This window comes from Pseudomonas sp. Pseusp9, assembly GCF_059491265.1.
In genome coordinates, this window is sequence record NZ_CP168500.1 from 4,349,292 (window position 1) to 4,369,165 (window position 19,874).

Below are 19,874 nucleotides of genomic sequence, written 5' to 3' on the forward strand. Positions count from 1 at the left end.
TACAAATTGACGGGCATTCAAGCCAGGCGCGAAAGCATTTCCTTCGCTTCACTCTTCTGCTCGTCACTGCCTTCGCTCACGACCTCATTGAGAATGTCGCGGGCGCCATCGCTGTCGCCCATGTCGATATAGGCCTGGGCCAGATCGAGTTTGGTAGCGGCTTCGTCGGTACCCGAGAGGAAGTCGAAGTCATCATCGCCACCCAGTGCAGCATCAGCTTCAGTAAAGGTCGGCTCGCCAATGCTGCCGGACAGACTCTCCAGCTCAGCGTTGACATCATCCAGCTCTGCCGCGAACGCATCCGGCGCGTCCATTTCGTCGGCCAGCGACAGATCGAAATCGGCCGGCAGCTCCAGATCATCCAGTGCGACTTCAGGAACAGCCGGAGTTTCGGCAACTGGAAAATCCTTCACCCCCTCATCCAGATCCAGCAGGAAATCGTCCTCAGCCAGCATCGCCGGCGCGGGTTGCGCACCGAGATCCAGGTCAAGATCGAAGTCCGACAGATCGTCGAGGCTTTCCTTGATTTCAGTCTGTTGTTGCAACACCGACTCAAAGCTCAGGTCGTCGTCCAGCGGGAACTCTTCCAGATCTGCCAGCGTCGCCACTTCAGGCTCCGGCGCAACTTCAGGCGTCACCGGCGTGATCGTGTCCAGATCATCCAGGCTCAGGTCGAAGGCGCTGTCGAGGTCGTCCTCGAGCGGTGCCGGCTCTGGTGCCGGTGCTTGCGGCTCGTCGAGCAACAGATCCTTGACGTATTGCGCGTCCAGTTCGGCAGCAACGGCAGCTGCGGCGATGCCACCGGCAGCCACCAGCGCCATGGCCGGGAAACGGCTTTTGAGTTTTTCAACCTGGGCGAAGTTGTCGCCATTGGCCACCAACTGACGCTCCTGGCCGACGAACGCATCGCGGTCGCCTTGCTGGCCGTAGACTTCCATCAGTTTCAAGCGCAAGTCGCTGCGCTTGGGCTCTTGCTTGACGCCGGCCTCCAGCAACGCGGCAGCCTGGTTCAGACGACCGCCATTGATGTGCGACTGAGCCTGGCCCAGCACGTCATCGGAACGCTCGGCAGCCGGCGCCACCAATGGCGCGGCGATCGGCGTGGTCATCACCACCGGGGCGACTACCGGCGCGGGCGCGGGAGCAGGCGTCGGTGCAGTCGCCAGCTTCACGCTCGGCGGCGGAACTTCCAGGCCTTCGAAGCTGCTTTCCGGCAAGTCGAAATCAGCCGAGAACGGCTGCTCTTCGGCCAGGGCACGCGCCATGCGCATGTGCTTCTCGGCTTCTTGTTGGGCTTTGCGGCGGCGCGCCAGCAACAGCAGCAAGAGCAGCAGGATCACCGCACCGCCACCCACCAGGCCCAGCAGCACCGGATTGGTCAGCAACTCATTGAATTTCTGATCGCCGGATGCAGCCGGTGTCGCCTCGACTGGTTTTTCAGCCGGCGCCGCAGCGGCATCGGGCGCCGTGGCCACTGGCGCAGGTGCAACCGGTGCAGATTCTGTCGGAGCCGGCGCGGCCGCCGGGTTGGCAGCCAGCTCGGCGGACATTGCCGGGGCCGTTGCGGCGGCGGGTGCGCCATTTGCGCCCTCGGCCTGCAACTTGGCCAGTTGATTGTTCTTCAACTCGATCAGGCGTTGCAGCTTGTCCACCTGACTTTGCAGGTCGGCCATGCGGCTATTCAGTTCGGCGTTATCACGACGACTGGTGTCGAGGCTTTCCTGGGTCAGCGCCAGCTTGTTGGCGAGGGCCTTGGCTTCTCCGGCAGCACCTTTGCCTCGGTTCTTGCCGGACTCGGCGGAAACCAGGCTCAGCCTGTCACCGGCCGCTTGAGCCGGAGCACCATCGGTACGGGCGCGATGGGTGGCGTCGAGTTGCTGCTGCCCTGCCCCGGGCTTGGCCACATAACGGCGGCCCTGACGCCAGGCCTTGTTTTGCGCGGCCACTTCGGCAATGGCCTTGGGTTGCGACAGGCTCGTGCTCTGTGCCTGATCCGGCATGCGCAGCACCTGGCCGGTCTTCAAACGGTTGATGTTGCCGTCAATGAAGGCGTCCGGGTTCAGTGCCTGGATGGCCAGCATGGTTTGCTGGATCGAACCGCCATTACGCGCTTTTGCGGCGATTTCCCACAGGGTATCCCGTGGCGTGGTGGTGTATCGGGACGGCTTGGTTGCACCGGTAACCGGCGCGGCGACGGATTGAGTCGGTACAGGCTGCGCAGCCGCCTCGGCGGTCTGCGGCGAGAATTTCGATGGATCGAGCAATACACTGTAGTCGCGCAGCAAACGGCCGTTCGGCCACATGACCTGAACCAGGAATTTCACCATGGGTTCGGAAAGTGGCTTGCTGGAGGTCACGCGCAGGATGCTTTTGCCGCTGGCGTTGAGTACCGGGGTGAAGGTCAAGTCATTGAGAAACGCCTGGCGATCGACACCGGCCTTGGCGAAATCTTCCGGCGAAGCCAGGCTCGGCACCACTTCAGCAGCGGTGAGTTCCTTGACATCGAGCAGCTCGATTTCCGCTACCAGCGGCTGGTTGAGCGTCGATTTCAGGGTCAACTCCCCGAGCCCGAGGGCATGCGCCATACCGGAGGACAGCGCCGAGGCGGCCGCTATTGCTAACACCAGTTTGCGAACTTGAACCATTAGCTCATCCTTAGTTTGAACATTCCTCGGCCAGCGAGAAGGTATTGATAGCCGCTGCCGCAAGGCATTGCGCGCAACGGCGAGGGTCGTCGCGCGCGATCATTTCATTGATGCCCCGGAAAGCCCCGCAGAGTGGCTCGCCTTCAGCATTCCGGCAAGCATAGGCTCGCCCGGAATCATTCGACAAATAGTTGCAAAGTATCTTTTACAGCAGGTCTTTTATCAACAACTCAGCCAGCTGCACAGCGTTGAGCGCGGCGCCCTTGCGTACGTTATCTGACGTCAGCCACAGATTAAGTTCCGACAGGTCGTCGATACCCTGGCGAACCCGCCCCACATAGACCACATCCTGCCCTACCGCATCGCCCACCGGCGTCGGGTAATCGCCGGCTTCCACCAGCTCGATTCCGGGTGCGTTCTCCAGGGCCGCATTGATCTGCGCCAGGTCGATTTCACTCGCGCACTGCAGGGTCACGCTATAGCTATCGCCAAAAAACACCGGGGCTTGAATGCAAGTGACGGAAATCTTCAATGAAGGCAAGGCCATGACCTGGCGCAGCTCGCGCACCAGGCGTTTTTCCAGCAACGTATGGCCGTGCTCATCCGGTTTGCCGACCTGGGCCAACAGGTTGAAAGCCATTTGCCGATCAAAGAATTTCGGCTCCAGCGGCCTTACATTCAGCAGTTCGGCGGTTTGCCGGGCGAGCTCAGTCACGGCTTCGCGGCCCTGGGCCGATACTGCCAGGCTGGCGGTCAGGCTGATGCGCTGCAAATCGAGCAACTTCATCAGCGGCGCGAGCACCACCGCCAGCGTGGTGGCCGACGGACTTGGACTGCTGACCTGAAACGGCTTTTTCAAGCCGGCCAACACCTGAGGGTTGGCCTCGGGCACAACCTGTGGCGCCCTTTCTGCCGGCAAGGCACCGGAGAGATCGATCACCGAGCAACCGGCATCGGTCGCACGGGAAGCAAAACTCAACGAAACCGCCGGGCCGGCGGCAAAGAACGCCAACTGCACCTTGCTGAAGTCGAACTCATCGACTTCCCGCACCCGCACGTTCTTGCCGCGAAACATTACGGAACTGCCGGCCGACTCGCTGCTGGCCAACAAGTGAAGGGTACCGATCGCGAAATCGCGCTCTTCGAGAATCTGCACGAGCGTTTCGCCGACAGTACCGGTGGCGCCGATCACGGCAATATCAATGGACTGGCTCATGGTTTGACCTCTGGCGAAACGGGGGGAGCGGCACTTTACCGGGTGGTGGGGATGCAGGCAATTCTGCCAGGCCTTGTGGTGCCTGTGATGGCCCCTTCGCGAGCAGGCTCGCTCCCACAGTTGATCGCATTTCCCTGTGGGAGCGAGCCTGCTCGCGAAGGCGTCGGGCCTGACAACATTTCTTCCATAAAAAAACCCGCGTCTCTCTCAAGGCGCGGGTTCTTTCATTGCTTCAGTCGATCAACGCTCGAGCAGGATCCGCAGCATGCGACGCAGCGGTTCTGCCGCGCCCCACAGCAGCTGGTCGCCGACGGTAAACGCGCCGACGAATTGCGAACCCATGTTCAGTTTGCGCAGACGGCCAACCGGGATGTTCAGGGTGCCGGTGACCTTGTTCGGGCTCAGCTCCTGAATGCTGGTCTCGCGGCTGTTCGGCACCAGCTTGACCCAAGGGTTGTGCTGGCTGATCAGCCCTTCGATATCAGCGATCGGTACGTCTTTGTTCAGCTTGATGGTCAGTGCCTGGCTGTGGCAGCGCATGGCGCCGATACGCACGCAGATGCCATCGACCGGGATCGGGCTCTTGAAGCGACCGAGGATCTTGTTGGTCTCGGCCTGGGCCTTCCACTCTTCGCGGCTCTGGCCGTTCGGCAGTTCCTTGTCGATCCACGGGATCAGGCTGCCGGCCAGCGGTACGCCGAAGTTTTCGGTCGGGTACGCATCGCTGCGCATGGCTTCGGCAACACGACGGTCGATGTCGAGGATCGCGCTGGCCGGATCGGCCAGTTGATCGGCAACAGACGCGTGGGTCGCGCCCATTTGCTTGATCAGCTCACGCATGTTCTGCGCGCCGGCACCGGAGGCCGCCTGATAGGTCATGGCGCTCATCCACTCCACCAGACCCGCTTCGAACAGGCCACCAAGGCCCATCAGCATCAGGCTGACGGTGCAGTTGCCGCCGATGTAGTTCTTGGTGCCCGCGTCCAGTTGCTGGTCGATGACCTTGCGGTTCACCGGGTCCAGAACGATCACCGCGTCATCCTGCATGCGCAGGCTGGAGGCGGCGTCGATCCAGTAGCCCTGCCAGCCGGCTTCGCGCAGCTTGGGGAAGACTTCGCTGGTGTAGTCGCCACCCTGGCAGGTCAGAATCACGTCGAGGGTTTTCAGCTCTTCAATGCTGTAAGCGTCCTTGAGCGGAGCAATGTCCTTGCCCACGGACGGGCCTTGGCCACCGACATTGGAAGTGGTGAAAAACACCGGCTCGATTAGATCGAAATCCTGCTCTTCCAGCATCCGCTGCATGAGCACGGAACCGACCATACCGCGCCAACCGATCAGACCTACACGTTTCATCGCAACTACACCTTCTTGAAATGTGGACCGCTGCCTTGTCTTGAATTTGGCAGCGGGCCCGAGAGATTACAGATTCCGCAGCGCGGCGACTACTGCGTCACCCATTTCCTGCGTACCGACTTTAGTGCAACCAGCCGACCAGATGTCGCCCGTACGCAAGCCCTGATCCAGCACCAGGCTAACGGCTTTCTCGATGGCATCGGCCGCCGCCTGCTGGTTGAAGCTGTAACGCAGCATCATCGACACCGACAAAATGGTCGCCAGCGGGTTGGCAATGCCCTTGCCCGCGATGTCCGGCGCCGAACCGTGGCACGGCTCGTACATGCCTTTGTTGTTGGTGTCCAGGGACGCCGACGGCAGCATGCCGATGGAGCCGGTGAGCATCGAGGCCTGGTCGGACAGGATATCGCCGAACATGTTGTCGGTGACGATCACGTCGAACTGCTTGGGTGCACGCACCAGTTGCATGGCGGCGTTGTCGACGTACATGTGGCTCAGTTCGACTTCAGGGTAATCCTTGGCCACTTGCTCGACCACTTCACGCCACAGCTGGCTGGACGCCAGTACGTTGGCCTTGTCCACCGAGCACAGCTTCTTGCCACGCACCATGGCCATGTCGAAACCGACACGGGCGATACGGCGAATTTCGCTTTCGCTGTACGGCAGGGTGTCGTAGGACTGACGCTCGCCGTTTTCCAGGGTACGGGTACCACGTGGCGCGCCGAAGTAGATGCCGCCGGTCAGTTCGCGAACGATCAGGATGTCCAGCCCGGCAACGATTTCCGGCTTCAGGCTGGAAGCCTCGGCCAGTTGCGGGTACAGGATCGCCGGACGCAGGTTGCCGAACAGGCCCAGTTGCGCACGGATTTTCAACAGACCGCGCTCAGGGCGGATGTCACGCTCGATGGTGTCCCATTTCGGGCCGCCAACGGCGCCCAACAGTACGGCGTCAGCGGCGCGAGCACGCTCCAGGGTCTCGTCGGCCAGTGGCACGCCGTGCTTGTCGATGGCGGCGCCACCGATCACGTCGTGGCTCAGCTCGAAGCCCAGGGCGAACTTGTCGCTGGCCAACTCCAGAACCTTGACCGCCTCGGCCATGATTTCCGGGCCAATACCGTCACCTGGGAGAATCAGAATCTGCTTGCTCATGCTTTCCTCATGTCATCAGTCGGTGCGCCTTGGGCGCGCCCGGAAAAATTCTATCGTTCAGAACTTATCGTTCAGCCATCAGCACCAGCACATCGGTACTGAACGAACCATCGGCCTCGATCTCGAAATATTCTCGCACTTCACTGCCCATCGACTGCTGCAGCGCCCGGATCGCCGCACGCATCACTTCAGGTGTGCGCATGCGCTCGACCCAGCTGTTGTACTCCAGGCGCAAGCGCTGACGAGTGGTACTGCGCGTGTGCAGCCCTGCCTCGCTGACCTGGCGCAACCACTCGCCGGCGGAATAATCGCGCACATGGCTGGTGTCGCGCAGCACTTCGACGCTTTGCAGGTAAGTGTCGAACAGCGGGCTACCCGGTGACAATACATCGACGAACGCCGCCACCCCACCCGGCTTCAACACCCGCCGCACTTCCCGCAGGGCCACGCCGAGATCGCTCCAATGGTGCGCCGAATAGCGGCTGAACACGAAGTCAAACTCGCCATCGGCGAACGGCAGGCGCTCGGCTGCACCATTGACCGTGGACACGTTGCTCAAACCACGATCGACAGCAGCGCCGGCCACTACGTCGAGCATCTGCTGCGACAGGTCGTAGGCCACCACTTCCCTGACCAGCGGCGCCACATGAAAGCTCACGTGACCGGCGCCACAGCCCAGATCCAGCACCCGGGCTTCGCTGTGCCCTGCCCGTTCAGCCTGTAGCAGTGCGAATTCGGTGCCTTGAGCATGTACGGCGCTGCTCAGGTAGGCCGAAGCCTGCTCACCGAATTGCTTTTGGACTACCTGGCTGTGCTGGGCGGTGCTGGTCATTTGGACTTCCTTTTTCAGGGTTTAGCCTTGTGGTGTTTGATCGGGCCTCTTCGCGAGCAGGCTCGCTCCCACAGGTTTTGTGAACGCCGCAATTCCAATGTGGGAGCGAGCCTGCTCGCGAAGGCGTACTACGCCTTACACAAAATCAAGCGTCGCGAAACAACCAAGGCTGGCTCGCCCGATGCTTGGCTTCAAACGCCGCAATCGCATCGCCGTCCTGCAGGGTCAGGCCGATATCGTCCAGACCGTTGAGCAGGCAATGTTTGCGGAACGCGTCGATTTCGAAGCTCAACACCTTGCCGTCAGGGCGGGTCACGGTCTGGGCTTGCAGATCGACCTGCAACTGATAGCCCGGATTGGCCTCGACCTGCTGGAACAGTTCGTCGACTTCGGCATCGCTCAGGATGATCGGCAGCAAGCCGTTCTTGAAGCTGTTGTTGAAGAAGATGTCGGCATAGCTCGGCGCGATGATGCTGCGGAAACCGTACTCTTCCAGCGCCCATGGCGCGTGTTCGCGGCTGGAGCCGCAACCGAAGTTCTCGCGGGCCAGCAATACGCTGGCGCCCTGGTAACGTTCGGCGTTGAGGACGAAGTCCTTGTTCAGCGGACGCTTGGAGTTGTCCTGATACGGCTGCCCCACATCCAGGTAACGCCACTCATCGAACAGGTTCGGGCCGAAGCCCGTGCGCTTGATCGACTTCAGGAACTGCTTCGGGATGATCTGGTCGGTATCGACGTTGGCACGATCCAAAGGTGCGACAAGACCAGTATGTTGGGTAAATGCTCTCATGCTTACTGCGCTCCCTGAATCATTTCACGGACGTCGACGAAACGACCGTTCACAGCGGCGGCCGCGGCCATGGCCGGGCTGACGAGGTGGGTACGACCACCGGCGCCCTGACGGCCTTCGAAGTTACGGTTGGAGGTCGAGGCGCAATGCTCGCCGGACTCCAAACGGTCCGGGTTCATCGCCAGGCACATCGAGCAACCCGGCTCGCGCCATTCGAAACCGGCTTCGAGGAAAATCTTGTCCAGCCCTTCCGATTCGGCCTGCGCCTTCACCAGGCCCGAGCCTGGCACCACGATGGCCTGCTTGATGGTCGAGGCCACTTTGCGGCCCTTGGCGATCACGGCCGCCGCACGCAGGTCTTCGATCCGCGAGTTGGTGCAGGAACCAATGAACACGCGGTCCAGTTGAATGTCGGTGATCGCCTGATTGGCGGTCAAACCCATGTACTTCAAGGCACGTACGATGGAGTCGCGTTTGACCAGGTCCATTTCCTTCGCAGGATCCGGCACGTTCTGATCGACCGCCAAAACCATCTCGGGCGAGGTGCCCCAGCTGACTTGCGGCTTGATTTGCGCAGCATCGAGCTCGACGACGGTGTCGAACACGGCATCGGTATCGGACACCAGATCTTTCCAGGCTTCGACAGCCAAGTCCCATTCCGCGCCCTTCGGAGCAAATGGACGGCCCTTGACGTAAGCCACGGTTTTTTCGTCAGCCGCCACCAGCCCAACGCGAGCGCCGGCTTCGATGGACATGTTGCAGATGGTCATGCGGCCTTCGACAGACAGGTCGCGAATCGCGCTGCCGGCGAATTCGATGGCGTGGCCGTTACCGCCCGCGGTACCGATCTTGCCGATCACGGCAAGCACGATGTCCTTGGCGGTGACGCCGAACGGCAATTGGCCTTCGACGCGCACCAGCATGTTCTTCATTTTCTTGGCGACCAGGCACTGGGTGGCGAGCACATGCTCGACCTCGGAGGTGCCAATACCATGAGCCAATGCGCCGAATGCGCCATGGGTCGAAGTATGGGAGTCGCCGCAGACCACGGTCATGCCCGGCAAGGTTGCGCCCTGCTCCGGGCCGATGACGTGGACGATGCCCTGGCGAATGTCATTCATCTTGAATTCGACGATGCCGTATTCATCGCAGTTGTCATCGAGGGTCTGGACTTGCAGACGCGAGACCTGGTCAACGATGGCGTCGATGCCGCCCTTGCGCTCCGGCGTGGTCGGTACGTTGTGGTCCGGGGTCGCGATGTTGGCATCGATGCGCCATGGCTTGCGCCCGGCCAGACGCAGGCCTTCGAAGGCTTGCGGCGAGGTCACTTCGTGGATGATGTGACGATCGATGTAGATCAGCGCAGAGCCATCGTCGCGCTGCTTGACCAAATGCGAATCCCAGAGCTTGTCGTAGAGCGTTTTGCCGGCCATCAGACGGTTTCCTCATCAGCTTGTTTCTATGCCCCGGGCATTGAACGCTTCAATAACCCTTTGGCTTGTGAGGTCGATCCTAGGGGGTTACATTAAATAACTCAAATTCATATTTTTTATGCTTTGGATAACCAACTGGAATGCGACTATGGATCTGGCCAACCTCAATGCTTTTATTGCCATCGCCGAGACCGGCAGCTTCTCCGGCGCCGGCGAACGGCTGCACCTGACCCAACCGGCCATCAGCAAGCGCATCGCCGGTCTGGAACAGCAATTGAAGGTGCGGCTGTTCGACCGCCTGGGTCGTGAAGTGGGCCTGACCGAGGCCGGGCGCGCCCTGCTGCCGCGGGCCTATCAGATTCTGAACGTCCTCGATGATACGCGCCGCGCCCTGACCAACCTCACGGGAGAGGTGACCGGTCGTCTGACCCTGGCCACCAGTCACCACATCGGCCTGCACCGTTTGCCGCCTTTATTGAGAGAGTTCACCCGACGCTATCCTGACGTCGCGCTGGATATCCAGTTTCTCGATTCGGAAGTGGCCTATGAGGAAATCCTCCATGGCCGCGCCGAACTGGCGGTCATTACCCTGGCACCGGAACCCCATGCTCTGGTCAAGGCCACGCCGGTGTGGGACGACCCGCTGGATTTCGTGGTCGCCCCGGAGCATTCTCTGCTCAACAACGGCAAGGTCAGCCTGGCGGACATCGCCCGACACCCGGCGGTATTTCCCGGCGGCAACACGTTTACCCACCATATCGTGCAACGACTGTTCGAAGCCCAGGGCCTGACGCCAAACATCGCCATGAGCACCAACTACCTGGAAACCATCAAGATGATGGTCTCGATCGGCCTGGCCTGGAGTGTTTTGCCGCGCACCATGCTCGATGACCAGGTGGCGCGCATACCTTTGCCGGGCATACAGCTCACTCGCCAGCTAGGCTATATCCTGCACACGGAAAGGACGCTGTCGAATGCTGCGCGGGCCTTCATGGCCCTGCTGGACGCTCAACTCGATCTGCCAGGGACTCAAGGCTAACTTGTGCTAATCCTATAGAGCCGCGAATACCTGCAACAAATGCCCAAATTCAGCCCAAGGCTTAACAATGCCGAAATCTGTTGACCGTATTCCGCCGATGCCGCGTATTCAGGCACTTGACCCGAAAAGCTCCGAACAGAGCTGGGAAAGCGCCTCGCAATTACTGGCCGCGCTCAACGGTGCGCGCCTGGGCGCCTGGTATTGGGACATCGAGCGCGGGCAGATCAGCTGGTCCCGGGGTACACAGGCGCTGTTTGGCTTCGATCCCCGGCAACCGCTGCCACATGATCTGGAATACCTCGACCTGTTGCCGCCGGAAGATCGCGCCAAAACCCTTCGCGCCTTCCATGCGGTCATCGCCGGCGCGCCGCTGGAACAGGCCATGCACCACCGCATTCGCTGGCCCGATGGCAGCCTGCACTGGCTGGAGATCAGCGGCAGCCTGTTGCCGGACAAGCACGGCAGGCCACGCATGATCGGCGTGATCCGCGAAATCACTCACCAGCGCCAGCGCGAACAGGCACTGAGCAGCTCGGAAAAACGCTTCGCCACCCTGTTTCACCTGTGCCCGAACATGGTCCTGCTGACCCGCCAGGAAGACGGCCTGATCACCGAAGCCAACCAGTATTTCGAAAGCCTGTTCGGCTGGCCGGTGCAAAACGCGATCGGCCGTACCACCGTGGAACTGGGGCTATGGGTGCATCCCGAGCAACGGGACGAGCTGGTCAAGGCCACTAAAGCCAAAGGTGAACTGGTCAGCATGGAAGTGCAGTTTCGCGCCAGCAATGGCCAGATCCATGACGGCATCCTCAGCGCGCAAAAAGTCGAGCTCGAAGGCCAGCCGTATCTGCTGAGCACGTTCCTTGACACCACCGAACGCAAAGTCGCCGAACAGGCCCTCAAGGACAGCCAGGAGCGCCTCGACCTGGCCCTGGACTCGGCGCAACTCGGCACCTGGGACTGGCACATTCCCAGCGGCATGCTCTACGGATCGGCACGGGCCGCCCAACTGCACGGACTGGACGCCAAACCCTTCCACGAGTCTTTCGACGAGTTCTTCGAAGGCGTGCCCGGCGAAGAACGCGACACCATGCGCGACGCCTACCGCAGCCTGCGTGAAGGCCCCGCCGGCAACTATCAATTGACCTACCGCGTGCAATTGCCCGACGGCAGCTCGCGCTACCTGGAAAGCCGCGCCCGCCTGTACCGCGATGACCACGGCGTGCCGGTGCGCATGGCCGGCACATTGCTCGACATCACGGACCAGGTGGAGCGCGAACAACGGCTGGTGGCCTCCGAAGAGAAGTTCGCCACGCTGTTCCAGGTCAGCCCCGATCCGATCTGCGTCACCCATCAGGAGACTGGCCAGTTCATTGAAATCAACTCCAGCTTCACCCAGACCTTCGGCTGGAGCACCGCCGATGTGATTGGCCGCAGCGCCGACGAAATCGGCCTGTGGGACGCATCGGCGAAAAGCCTGCAACGGATCGAACAGGTGATCCGCGAACAAGGCCTGAACAACGTCGCCATTCTGGTCCAGCACAAGGACGGACAGGCCCTGACTTGCGTGATTTCCAGTCGCCAGATCAGCGTCGGCGACCAGCCCTGTATCGTCACCACGCTGCGCGATATCACCCAGCAACAACGCTCGGAGGCGGCACTCAAGGCCAGTGAGGAGAAATTCGCCAAGGCCTTCCACTCCAGCCCCGACGCCATCACCATCACCGAGCGCGACACCGGACGCTATCTGGAGGTCAACGACGGCTTCTGCCGCCTGACCGGTTACCGCGCCGAGGAAGTGGTGGGCCGCACGGTGTACCAGGTCGGGATCTGGGCCGAAGAAAAACAACGCTCGGCACTGCTGGCGGAACTTCAGATCAAGGGCCGGGTTCATCACCAGGAAATGCTCGGGCGCAACAAGCGCGGCGAACTGCTCACCGTCGAAGTCTCGGTGGAGCCGATCACCCTCAACGAAACCGCCTGCCTGCTGTTGACCGCGCGAGACGTGAGCCTGCTGAAAAACGCCGAAGCGCAGATTCGCCACCTGGCCTACCACGACCCTCTGACCAACCTGCCCAATCGCGCATTGCTGATGGACCGCCTGAGCCAGCAGATTGCCCTGCTCAAACGTCACAACCTGCGCGGCGCGCTGATGTTCCTCGACCTCGACCATTTCAAGCACATCAACGACTCCCTCGGGCACCCGGTGGGCGATACCGTGCTGAAAATCATCACCGCGCGCCTTGAAGCCAGCGTGCGCATGGAGGATACCGTTGCGCGCCTGGGCGGTGACGAGTTCGTGGTTCTGCTCAGCGGCCTGGAAGGCTCGCGCAGCGAAGTCAGCGATCAGGTTCGCGAACTGGCCGACACCATCCGCGAGCTGCTGTCGGAACCTATGTTCCTCGACGGCCAGCGCCTGCAAGTGACGCCTAGCATCGGCATCGCGCTGATCCCCGATCACGGTTCGACCCCGACCGACCTGCTCAAGCGCGCCGACATCGCGCTCTATCGCGCCAAGGACTCGGGTCGCAATACCGCGCAGATGTACCACAACACCATGCAGAAGGCCGCGAGCGAACGCCTGCGCATGGAAACCGACTTGCGCCTGGCCCTGTCCCGGGGCGAGTTTCACGTGCATTACCAACCCCAGGTCGACGCCCGCGGCGACCGCATCGTCGGCGCCGAGGCCCTGGTGCGCTGGAATCATCCGGAGCTCGGCGCACAATCGCCCACCGAGTTCATCAAGGTGCTGGAAGACAGCGGGCTGATTCTGGAGGTCGGCACCTGGATCCTCGACGAAGCCTGCAAGGCCTTCAAGCATTTGATCGACGGCGGCCTGGTGGATCCGTACAAATTCAGCCTGTGCGTGAACATCAGCCCGCGCCAGTTCCGCCAGAACGATTTCGTCGAACGGGTCGAAAACAGCCTCGCCACCCACGGGCTACCCTGCACGCTGCTGAAGCTGGAAATCACCGAAGGCATCGTGATCCAGAACCTGGAAGACACCATCAATAAAATGCGCCGCCTGAAAAAACTCGGTGTGAGCTTCGCCATGGACGACTTCGGCACCGGCTATTCCTCGCTGACCTACCTCAAGCGCTTGCCGGTCGACACCCTGAAAATCGACAAGTCGTTCATCCGCGACGCCACCAGCGACCCGAACGACGCCGAGATCATCCGCGCCATCGTCGCCATGGCCCACAGCCTGGATTTGAAAGTGATTGCCGAAGGGGTCGAGACAGCGGAGCAACTGGAGTTCTTGCAGGGGCTGGATTGTCACTTCTACCAAGGGTATCTGCACAGCCAGCCGTTGCCGGTGGAGGCGTTTCAAAAACTCCTGAAGTGACGGCACACGGTCACAAAAAAGGGCGCCAATGGCGCCCTTTTCTCTTGTTCTGACTCAGTGTTGCAGAGCCGGTTTCTGCGCCCCGTTGATCGGGATGCGCTTGGCTTTCGCCTCTTCCGGGATCACCCGCAGCAGGTCGATGCTCAACAGACCGTTGCTCAGGCCGGCAGCCTTGATTTCGATGTGGTCCGCCAGACGGAAGGACAGCTTGAACGCACGCTGGGCAATGCCCTGGTGCAGGAAGGTCACGCCTTCGTTGGCGTCGCGTTTGCCACCACTGATGGTCAGCACACCCTTCTCGACTTGCAGCTCCAGGTCATCTTCCTGGAAACCGGCGGCGGCTACGACGATGCGATATTGATCGTCACCGTGCTTTTCCACGTTGTATGGGGGATAGGTGCTGCCTGGCTCGTTGCGCAGGGCAGTTTCGAACAGGTCGTTGAAACGGTCGAAACCTACCGAGGAACGGAACAGTGGTGCCAGGGAAAATGCAGTACTCATGGTTCAAATCTCCTGAAAACAATCAGCAAGGTTTTTTGTCTCCGCGACCCGAATTCGGCATCGCGTAACCCTTAGATAGGGACCGCTGATTGCATTTCAAGAGAGTATTTTCTGCTTTTTTTAAAAAAGGTTTCAGGCGGCCTCAGCCACCGGCAGCCCCAACAAGCGCGAGACGTTATCCAGTTCGGTCTCACGACGCAGGACGGTGAAGAGTTCTACCGCTTCCGGATAATTACGGGTCAGCATCGCCAGCCATTGCTTCAGGCGCCCCGGCGATTGACGTGGCGTCATCTGCGCCTTGGCTTGCAGCCAGAAGTCCTGGATCAGCGGCAGCAACTCGGCCCAGGTCATCTCGACCACCTCTTCACCGGCCCGCGCCGCGGCGATCTGCCGGGCCAGATCCGGACGCGACACCAGGCCACGGCCGAGCATGATGTCTTCCACGCCGCTGATCTCGCGGCAGCGACGCCAGTCTTCGACGCTCCAGATGTCGCCATTGGCGAACACCGGCACCTTGACCACGTCCTGCACGCGCGGAATCCACTCCCAGTGCGCCGGTGGCTTGTAGCCATCCACCTTGGTCCGCGCGTGCACCACGATATGTTCCGCTCCGCCTTCGGCCAGGGCCGTGGCGCACACCAGCGAACCGTCCGGGCTGTCGAAACCCAGGCGCATCTTGGCGGTGACCGGAATGTGTGCGGGAACGGCACGACGAACGTGTTCGACGATCTGGTTGAGCAGCTCGGGTTCCTTGAGCAGTACCGCGCCACCACGGGATTTGTTGACGGTCTTGGCCGGGCAGCCGAAGTTCAGGTCGATCACTTCGGAACCCAGTTCGCACGCCAGCGCGGCGTTTTCTGCCAGGCACACCGGATCGGAGCCGAGCAGTTGCACACGCAGCGGCACGCCGGAGGCCGTCCGGGCACCGTTGAGCAACTCCGGGCCGAATTTGTGGAAATAGGCAGGCGTCAGCAACTGGTCGTTGACCCGAATGAACTCGGTCACGCACCAGTCAATACCGCCCACGCGGGTCAGCACATCGCGCAGGATGTCGTCGACCAACCCCTCCATGGGCGCCAAAGCAATTTGCATGAAAAACACACTCGAGGAAAAACGTGCGGCAGTTTACTGGATTACGCGAGAAACCGCAGATCCCTTGTAGGAGCGAGCCTGCTCGCGATAGTCGTCAACGATAACGCGACCAGCCTGACACCCCGCGGCGATCTCGGGTTTTTCGCGAGCGAGCTCGCTCCTACATTGGTTAGAACGATAGCAGCGCCGGGCCATAGCCCTCGATGAACTCCGCCGGCATGCGCTTGGGCTTGCCCGTGGACAGTTCGATGCAGACGAACGTGGTCTGCGCCCGCAGCAACGTCGAATTATCGCTGGGGCGCTTCAACTGGAAGTGCCGGGTCATTTTCAGGCGCTGGTCCCAATCGACGATCCAGGTCGCCAATTGCAACTCGTCGCCGTCATAGGCTGCTGCCAGGTAATCGATCTCGTGGCGCACCACCGCCATCGCCCGGTCCAGCCGCCGGTACTCGACCAGATCCAGGCCAAGGCGCTGGGAGTGGCGCCAGGCACAGCGTTCGAGCCAGGTCACATAGACCGCGTTGTTCGCGTGCCCCAACCCGTCAATGTCCTCGGCGCCCACTTGCAGATCAATGATAAATGGCGTTTCCCGATCCCAGCCCATGCCCCGCTCCCCGGTCAGATAGATTCGACCGGGGCAGTGTAACGGATGCTCAAGCGGATTGGCGCGATTGCAGGCTGCGACCGGACAGCAGTGATAACACGCCATCAATCACCCGCGGGTCGGCCAGTACCCGCTGATGCCCACCTTCCTGTAGGCGCAGCAGACGGCTGTCGAACCAGGCTTCGTGGATCAGCTGAGACTCCTTGACAGAGACCATGCTGTCATCTTCGGCGTGGACAATCAGGCCGGGCATATCGAGTTGATAGTGAGCGACATCCAACGTCGAGGCGCGCATGCCGACGTCATTTTCAACCTGGCGAATGAACGCCGAACGGGCTTTTGGTGGCAGCCCGACATAGCGGGCGAATCCACGCAACACGCCAAGGATCCGCGCCGGGGCGGCAATGGTGACCAAGGTTTCGGTGCGCAGGCCCAACTGGACCGCGAGCATGGCACTGGCGCCACCCATGGAGTGACCGATGACCGCTTGCAAGGGTGGCAATTCGGCAGCCGCTTCAAGCATGGCGCGGGCGAACAACACCACATTGGCCTCGTTGCCGGGTGAGCGGCCATGGGCCGGACCATCCAGGGCGACGACCGAGTAACCGGCATCGACCAGCGCGGTGATCAGGCTGGCAAATTGTGTCGGCCGACCTTCCCAGCCGTGCATCAGCATCACTGCCGGGCCTTGCCCCCAACGCAGGGCCGAAAGGCCAAACCGCAGGGTGATGCGTTCGGATCTCGCCAACAGCGGCAGCTCCCAATCACGGGGCGGCAGATTGCGCGGAGTCATGAAGGCCAGTCGCATTTTGCTAGCGACCAGTTTCGGGGCAAACCAGCCCAAGGTGCCATTAACGCCACGAACCCACTTTAACGCGCTCATCGCATTCTCCTCAGGCCGCGGCCTTCAGGTCAGCGCACTGCCGATTTGGCGGCGCGCAGCAATCGATCGGACAACTCTCCCGGCCCCAGCGCCCGCGCCAGAGCCAGCCCACCCACCATCAAGGCCATATCGGCCAGGGCTTTTTCGGTTTCTTCAGGACTGGCCGCCAACTGCGCGACCATGATTTCCACATGCTCATTGAGCGCGACACGAAAGGCTTCCGGCAGCCGGCCCAGTTCACCAACCGATGCCGGGATCGGACAGGCCGATTCGGAGGAATCACGATGCTTGCGCGACAGGTAAAACGCTGCCACCAGCGCGCGACGCTCTTCGCCGGTCAACTGCGCATCCATGTCGGCAATCAGGTCGCGACGGTGACCGAGCAATTGCCTGAACGCCTCGAGCATCATCGCGTCCTTGCTTTCGAAGTGTGCATAGAAGCCGCCGACCGTCAGGCCCGCCGCCCCCATCACTTCGCCCACACTTGGCTCGGCCGGGCCGCGCTGAATCAGCGCTGCGCTGGCAGCCTTGAGGATGCGTTCGCGGGTTTGAGCTTTTTTATCGTTCATCGTTGCCTCCGAATATTACGACTAGAATATTATTCTCATAATAATTTAACGCAAGTCGTGGATGTGACCGCTGGTCTGAAGAACAGTCTGGAAAGAAATGGGAGATTTGGCCAAACGCCAGACAAACAAAAGGGCCATTCAATAATTGAATGACCCTTATAAATCCCGCAGAGCGGGTAATCGTGGCGTCCCCTAGGGGACTCGAACCCCTGTTACCGCCGTGAAAGGGCGGTGTCCTAGGCCACTAGACGAAGGGGACACAAACCCTTCTATACAACTGATCAGTGCTGAGAGCTGATCGATTCAAGGCCGGTGTGGCCAGACCTTGAACTGTAAAATTGGTGGAGCTAAGCGGGATCGAACCGCTGACCTCCTGCATGCCATGCAGGCGCTCTCCCAGCTGAGCTATAGCCCCGGATTTTTCGCCTCGCGGCGGAGCGACATCGTGCAACATCGCTTCTGTAAAACTGGCGTCCCCTAGGGGACTCGAACCCCTGTTACCGCCGTGAAAGGGCGGTGTCCTAGGCCACTAGACGAAGGGGACGCAAACCCTTCTGTACAACTGATCAACGCTGAGCGTTGATCGCTTCAAGGCCGGTGTGGCCAGACCTTGAAGTGTAAATTGGTGGAGCTAGACGGGATCGAACCGTCGACCTCTTGCATGCCATGCAAGCGCTCTCCCAGCTGAGCTATAGCCCCTCATCGTTGATGTCATCGCTGAGGACGGGGCGAATCTTAAGGGCGTATCGAAAGTCTGTCAAACTTATTTTTCAAAAAATTTAAAATTTTTTGCCGACATAACAATCACTTACCGCCCTCCCCCCGAAAAATCGGGGGTCTGAGGACCACTGCGCGCCCAACGACGCGCGCACGCAATGGCCATCAGTCCTGCATCAAGCGTGTCAGGCGATAGCGCCCAACAGCTTTTCCCACTCTTTGTTTTCTTTCTTCGACACGCCGCCCAACAGGTCAATGGCCTGGCGCAGACGGAAACGGGTCAGGTCCGGCCCGAGAATCTCCATCGCATCAAGCACCGACACCGAGCTGGCCTGGCCTGTGATCGCGGCGAACATCAGCGGCATGGCATCACGCAGCTTCAGCTCCAGGGACTCGACCACGGCCTGAATGGTCGCGGTGATGCTGTCCTTCTCCCACTGACGCAGGCTTTCGAGCTTCCACAGGATCAACTGCATCAGTTGGCGGACCTGATCGCCCGACAGCTTCTTGGATTCGAACAATTTCGCATCCGGGTTCACGCCACCGGCAAAGAAGAACCCGGCCAGTGGTGCCACCTGGCTGAAGGTTTCGACCCGGCCTTGCACGTGCGGAGCGATCTTCATCATGTAATCGGAATTGAACGCCCACTTCTGCACGCGTGCGGCGAACTCTTCCACCGGCAAGTCACGCAGCCACTGGCCGTTGAGCCACGACAGTTTCTCGATGTCGAAGATCGGCCCGCCAAGGGACACGCGCTTGAGGTCGAAGTTGTCGACCATTTCCTGCAACGAGAACTTCTCGCGCTCGTCCGGCATCGACCAGCCCATGCGGCCCAGGTAGTTGAGCATCGCTTCGGGCATGAAGCCCATGCGCTCGTAGAACGTCACCGAGGTCGGGTTCTTGCGCTTGGACAGCTTGCTCTTGTCCGGGTTACGCAGCAGCGGCATGTAGCACAGCTCCGGTTGTTCCCAGCCGAAGTACTCGTAAAGCAGGATCAGCTTGGGTGCCGATGGCAACCACTCTTCGCCGCGCAATACGTGGGTGATGCCCATCAGGTGGTCGTCGACCACGTTGGCCAGGAAGTACGTCGGCAGGCCGTCGGTCTTCATCAGGACTTGCATGTCCATGCGGTCCCACGGGATTTCAACGTCGCCGCGCAGCATGTCCGGCACCACGCAAACGCCTTCGCTTGGTACTTTCATACGGATGACGTGCGGCTCGCCAGCCGCCAGGCGACGGGCGACTTCTTCCTTGGACAGTAGCAGCGCGCGGCCGTCGTAACGCGGGGTTTCACCGCGAGCCATCTGCTCGGCGCGCATCTGGTCCAGCTCTTCGGCGGTGCAGAAGCACGGGAAGGCGTGCCCCATGTCGACCAGTTGCTGGCAGTACTTCTGGTAAATATCGCCGCGCTCGCTTTGACGATACGGACCGTGCGGGCCGCCGACGTCCGGGCCTTCGCTCCAGTCGATCCCCAGCCAGCGCAAGGCGTCGAAAATCTGCTGTTCGGACTCGCGGGTCGAACGCAGCTGGTCGGTGTCTTCGATCCGCAGGATGAACTCACCGCCGTGCTGCTTGGCAAAGCAGTAGTTGAACAAGGCGATGTAGGCAGTCCCTACGTGGGGATCCCCGGTAGGCGATGGCGCGATGCGAGTGCGGACGGTGGTCATGGCATGTCTCGAAAAGAATTAAAAGCGAAGTTCGAACA

The 19,874-nt window shown here is 60.9% G+C and carries 15 protein-coding genes and 4 tRNA genes; 2 read left to right on the forward strand and 17 right to left on the reverse strand.

Annotation, left to right across the window (positions count from 1 at the left end):
• Positions 1 to 17: 17 nt before the first annotated feature.
• The 7 genes from ACEN8E_RS19645 to leuC form a co-directional block, all read right to left on the reverse strand.
• Entirely contained in the window at positions 18 to 2,645 is a 2,628-nt protein-coding gene (locus ACEN8E_RS19645; protein ID WP_495589525.1) for a motility hub landmark protein FimV, read from the reverse strand.
• 205 nt (positions 2,646 to 2,850) lie between these two features.
• Positions 2,851 to 3,861 (reverse strand): aspartate-semialdehyde dehydrogenase, encoded by a 1,011-nt coding sequence (locus tag ACEN8E_RS19650; protein WP_495589526.1) that lies wholly within the window; start codon positions 3,859 to 3,861, stop codon positions 2,851 to 2,853.
• A 240-nt stretch (positions 3,862 to 4,101) separates the two neighbouring features.
• A complete protein-coding gene (gene asd / locus ACEN8E_RS19655; protein ID WP_110662242.1) occupies positions 4,102 to 5,214 on the reverse strand; it encodes an aspartate-semialdehyde dehydrogenase in 1,113 nt (370 codons plus the stop codon).
• Between the two features lie 66 nt (positions 5,215 to 5,280).
• On the reverse strand, positions 5,281 to 6,363 hold the full coding sequence (gene leuB / locus ACEN8E_RS19660) for a 3-isopropylmalate dehydrogenase (RefSeq protein ID WP_008016234.1): 1,083 nt from the start codon (positions 6,361 to 6,363) through the stop codon (positions 5,281 to 5,283).
• A 64-nt stretch (positions 6,364 to 6,427) separates the two neighbouring features.
• Positions 6,428 to 7,195 (reverse strand): class I SAM-dependent methyltransferase, encoded by a 768-nt coding sequence (locus ACEN8E_RS19665; RefSeq protein ID WP_495589527.1) that lies wholly within the window; start codon positions 7,193 to 7,195, stop codon positions 6,428 to 6,430.
• Positions 7,196 to 7,340: 145 nt separating this feature from the next.
• A complete protein-coding gene (gene leuD / locus ACEN8E_RS19670) occupies positions 7,341 to 7,985 on the reverse strand; it encodes a 3-isopropylmalate dehydratase small subunit (RefSeq protein ID WP_057396171.1) in 645 nt (214 codons plus the stop codon).
• Positions 7,986 to 7,987: 2 nt separating this feature from the next.
• Positions 7,988 to 9,418, reverse strand: a complete 1,431-nt coding sequence (leuC, locus tag ACEN8E_RS19675; RefSeq protein ID WP_495589528.1) for a 3-isopropylmalate dehydratase large subunit — start codon at positions 9,416 to 9,418, stop codon at positions 7,988 to 7,990.
• Between the two features lie 148 nt (positions 9,419 to 9,566).
• Here leuC and ACEN8E_RS19680 point away from each other — a divergent pair, with 148 nt between their 5' ends.
• Positions 9,567 to 10,457, forward strand: a complete 891-nt coding sequence (locus ACEN8E_RS19680; RefSeq protein ID WP_085716665.1) for a LysR family transcriptional regulator — start codon at positions 9,567 to 9,569, stop codon at positions 10,455 to 10,457.
• A 67-nt stretch (positions 10,458 to 10,524) separates the two neighbouring features.
• Positions 10,525 to 13,803 (forward strand): PAS domain S-box protein, encoded by a 3,279-nt coding sequence (locus ACEN8E_RS19685; RefSeq protein ID WP_495589529.1) that lies wholly within the window; start codon positions 10,525 to 10,527, stop codon positions 13,801 to 13,803.
• A gap of 54 nt (positions 13,804 to 13,857) precedes the next feature.
• Here the strand turns inward: ACEN8E_RS19685 and ACEN8E_RS19690 are convergent, their stop codons facing one another.
• The 10 genes from ACEN8E_RS19690 to gltX all read right to left on the reverse strand — a co-directional run bounded on the left by ACEN8E_RS19690 (position 13,858) and on the right by gltX (position 19,836).
• Complete coding sequence (locus ACEN8E_RS19690) at positions 13,858 to 14,304, reverse strand: Hsp20 family protein (RefSeq protein WP_085722999.1); 447 nt, start codon at positions 14,302 to 14,304, stop codon at positions 13,858 to 13,860.
• A gap of 132 nt (positions 14,305 to 14,436) precedes the next feature.
• Positions 14,437 to 15,396, reverse strand: coding sequence for a tRNA dihydrouridine synthase (locus ACEN8E_RS19695; RefSeq protein ID WP_008050845.1), 960 nt, complete (start codon positions 15,394 to 15,396; stop codon positions 14,437 to 14,439).
• 169 nt (positions 15,397 to 15,565) lie between these two features.
• On the reverse strand, positions 15,566 to 16,000 hold the full coding sequence (locus ACEN8E_RS19700; RefSeq protein WP_495589530.1) for an acyl-CoA thioesterase: 435 nt from the start codon (positions 15,998 to 16,000) through the stop codon (positions 15,566 to 15,568).
• Between the two features lie 49 nt (positions 16,001 to 16,049).
• Positions 16,050 to 16,883 (reverse strand): alpha/beta fold hydrolase, encoded by an 834-nt coding sequence (locus ACEN8E_RS19705; protein WP_495589531.1) that lies wholly within the window; start codon positions 16,881 to 16,883, stop codon positions 16,050 to 16,052.
• A 29-nt stretch (positions 16,884 to 16,912) separates the two neighbouring features.
• Positions 16,913 to 17,452 carry a TetR/AcrR family transcriptional regulator gene (locus ACEN8E_RS19710; RefSeq protein WP_495589532.1) on the reverse strand — a complete coding sequence of 180 codons (540 nt, stop codon included), beginning with the start codon at positions 17,450 to 17,452 and terminating at the stop codon, positions 16,913 to 16,915.
• A gap of 183 nt (positions 17,453 to 17,635) precedes the next feature.
• A tRNA-Glu gene (locus ACEN8E_RS19715) sits at positions 17,636 to 17,711 on the reverse strand.
• Between the two features lie 80 nt (positions 17,712 to 17,791).
• Positions 17,792 to 17,867, reverse strand: a tRNA-Ala gene (locus ACEN8E_RS19720).
• Positions 17,868 to 17,920: 53 nt separating this feature from the next.
• Positions 17,921 to 17,996 (reverse strand) — tRNA-Glu (locus tag ACEN8E_RS19725).
• A 79-nt stretch (positions 17,997 to 18,075) separates the two neighbouring features.
• Positions 18,076 to 18,151 (reverse strand) — tRNA-Ala (locus tag ACEN8E_RS19730).
• Between the two features lie 203 nt (positions 18,152 to 18,354).
• Complete coding sequence (gltX, locus tag ACEN8E_RS19735; RefSeq protein WP_413705325.1) at positions 18,355 to 19,836, reverse strand: glutamate--tRNA ligase; 1,482 nt, start codon at positions 19,834 to 19,836, stop codon at positions 18,355 to 18,357.
• Between the last annotated feature and the right edge of the window lie 38 nt (positions 19,837 to 19,874).

What these genes read in the sequence shown, in the direction of transcription:
- ACEN8E_RS19645 (WP_495589525.1), bottom strand. Translation starts at nt 2,645, where the DNA reads ATGGTTCAAGTTCGCAAACTGGTGTTAGCAATAGCGGCCGCCTCGGCG.
- ACEN8E_RS19650 (WP_495589526.1), bottom strand. Translation starts at nt 3,861, where the DNA reads ATGAGCCAGTCCATTGATATTGCCGTGATCGGCGCCACCGGTACTGTC.
- asd (WP_110662242.1), bottom strand. Translation starts at nt 5,214, where the DNA reads ATGAAACGTGTAGGTCTGATCGGTTGGCGCGGTATGGTCGGTTCCGTG.
- leuB (WP_008016234.1), bottom strand. Translation starts at nt 6,363, where the DNA reads ATGAGCAAGCAGATTCTGATTCTCCCAGGTGACGGTATTGGCCCGGAA.
- ACEN8E_RS19665 (WP_495589527.1), bottom strand. Translation starts at nt 7,195, where the DNA reads ATGACCAGCACCGCCCAGCACAGCCAGGTAGTCCAAAAGCAATTCGGT.
- leuD (WP_057396171.1), bottom strand. Translation starts at nt 7,985, where the DNA reads ATGAGAGCATTTACCCAACATACTGGTCTTGTCGCACCTTTGGATCGT.
- leuC (WP_495589528.1), bottom strand. Translation starts at nt 9,418, where the DNA reads ATGGCCGGCAAAACGCTCTACGACAAGCTCTGGGATTCGCATTTGGTC.
- ACEN8E_RS19680 (WP_085716665.1), top strand. Translation starts at nt 9,567, where the DNA reads ATGGATCTGGCCAACCTCAATGCTTTTATTGCCATCGCCGAGACCGGC.
- ACEN8E_RS19685 (WP_495589529.1), top strand. Translation starts at nt 10,525, where the DNA reads ATGCCGAAATCTGTTGACCGTATTCCGCCGATGCCGCGTATTCAGGCA.
- ACEN8E_RS19690 (WP_085722999.1), bottom strand. Translation starts at nt 14,304, where the DNA reads ATGAGTACTGCATTTTCCCTGGCACCACTGTTCCGTTCCTCGGTAGGT.
- ACEN8E_RS19695 (WP_008050845.1), bottom strand. Translation starts at nt 15,396, where the DNA reads ATGCAAATTGCTTTGGCGCCCATGGAGGGGTTGGTCGACGACATCCTG.
- ACEN8E_RS19700 (WP_495589530.1), bottom strand. Translation starts at nt 16,000, where the DNA reads ATGGGCTGGGATCGGGAAACGCCATTTATCATTGATCTGCAAGTGGGC.
- ACEN8E_RS19705 (WP_495589531.1), bottom strand. Translation starts at nt 16,883, where the DNA reads ATGAGCGCGTTAAAGTGGGTTCGTGGCGTTAATGGCACCTTGGGCTGG.
- ACEN8E_RS19710 (WP_495589532.1), bottom strand. Translation starts at nt 17,452, where the DNA reads ATGAACGATAAAAAAGCTCAAACCCGCGAACGCATCCTCAAGGCTGCC.
- gltX (WP_413705325.1), bottom strand. Translation starts at nt 19,836, where the DNA reads ATGACCACCGTCCGCACTCGCATCGCGCCATCGCCTACCGGGGATCCC.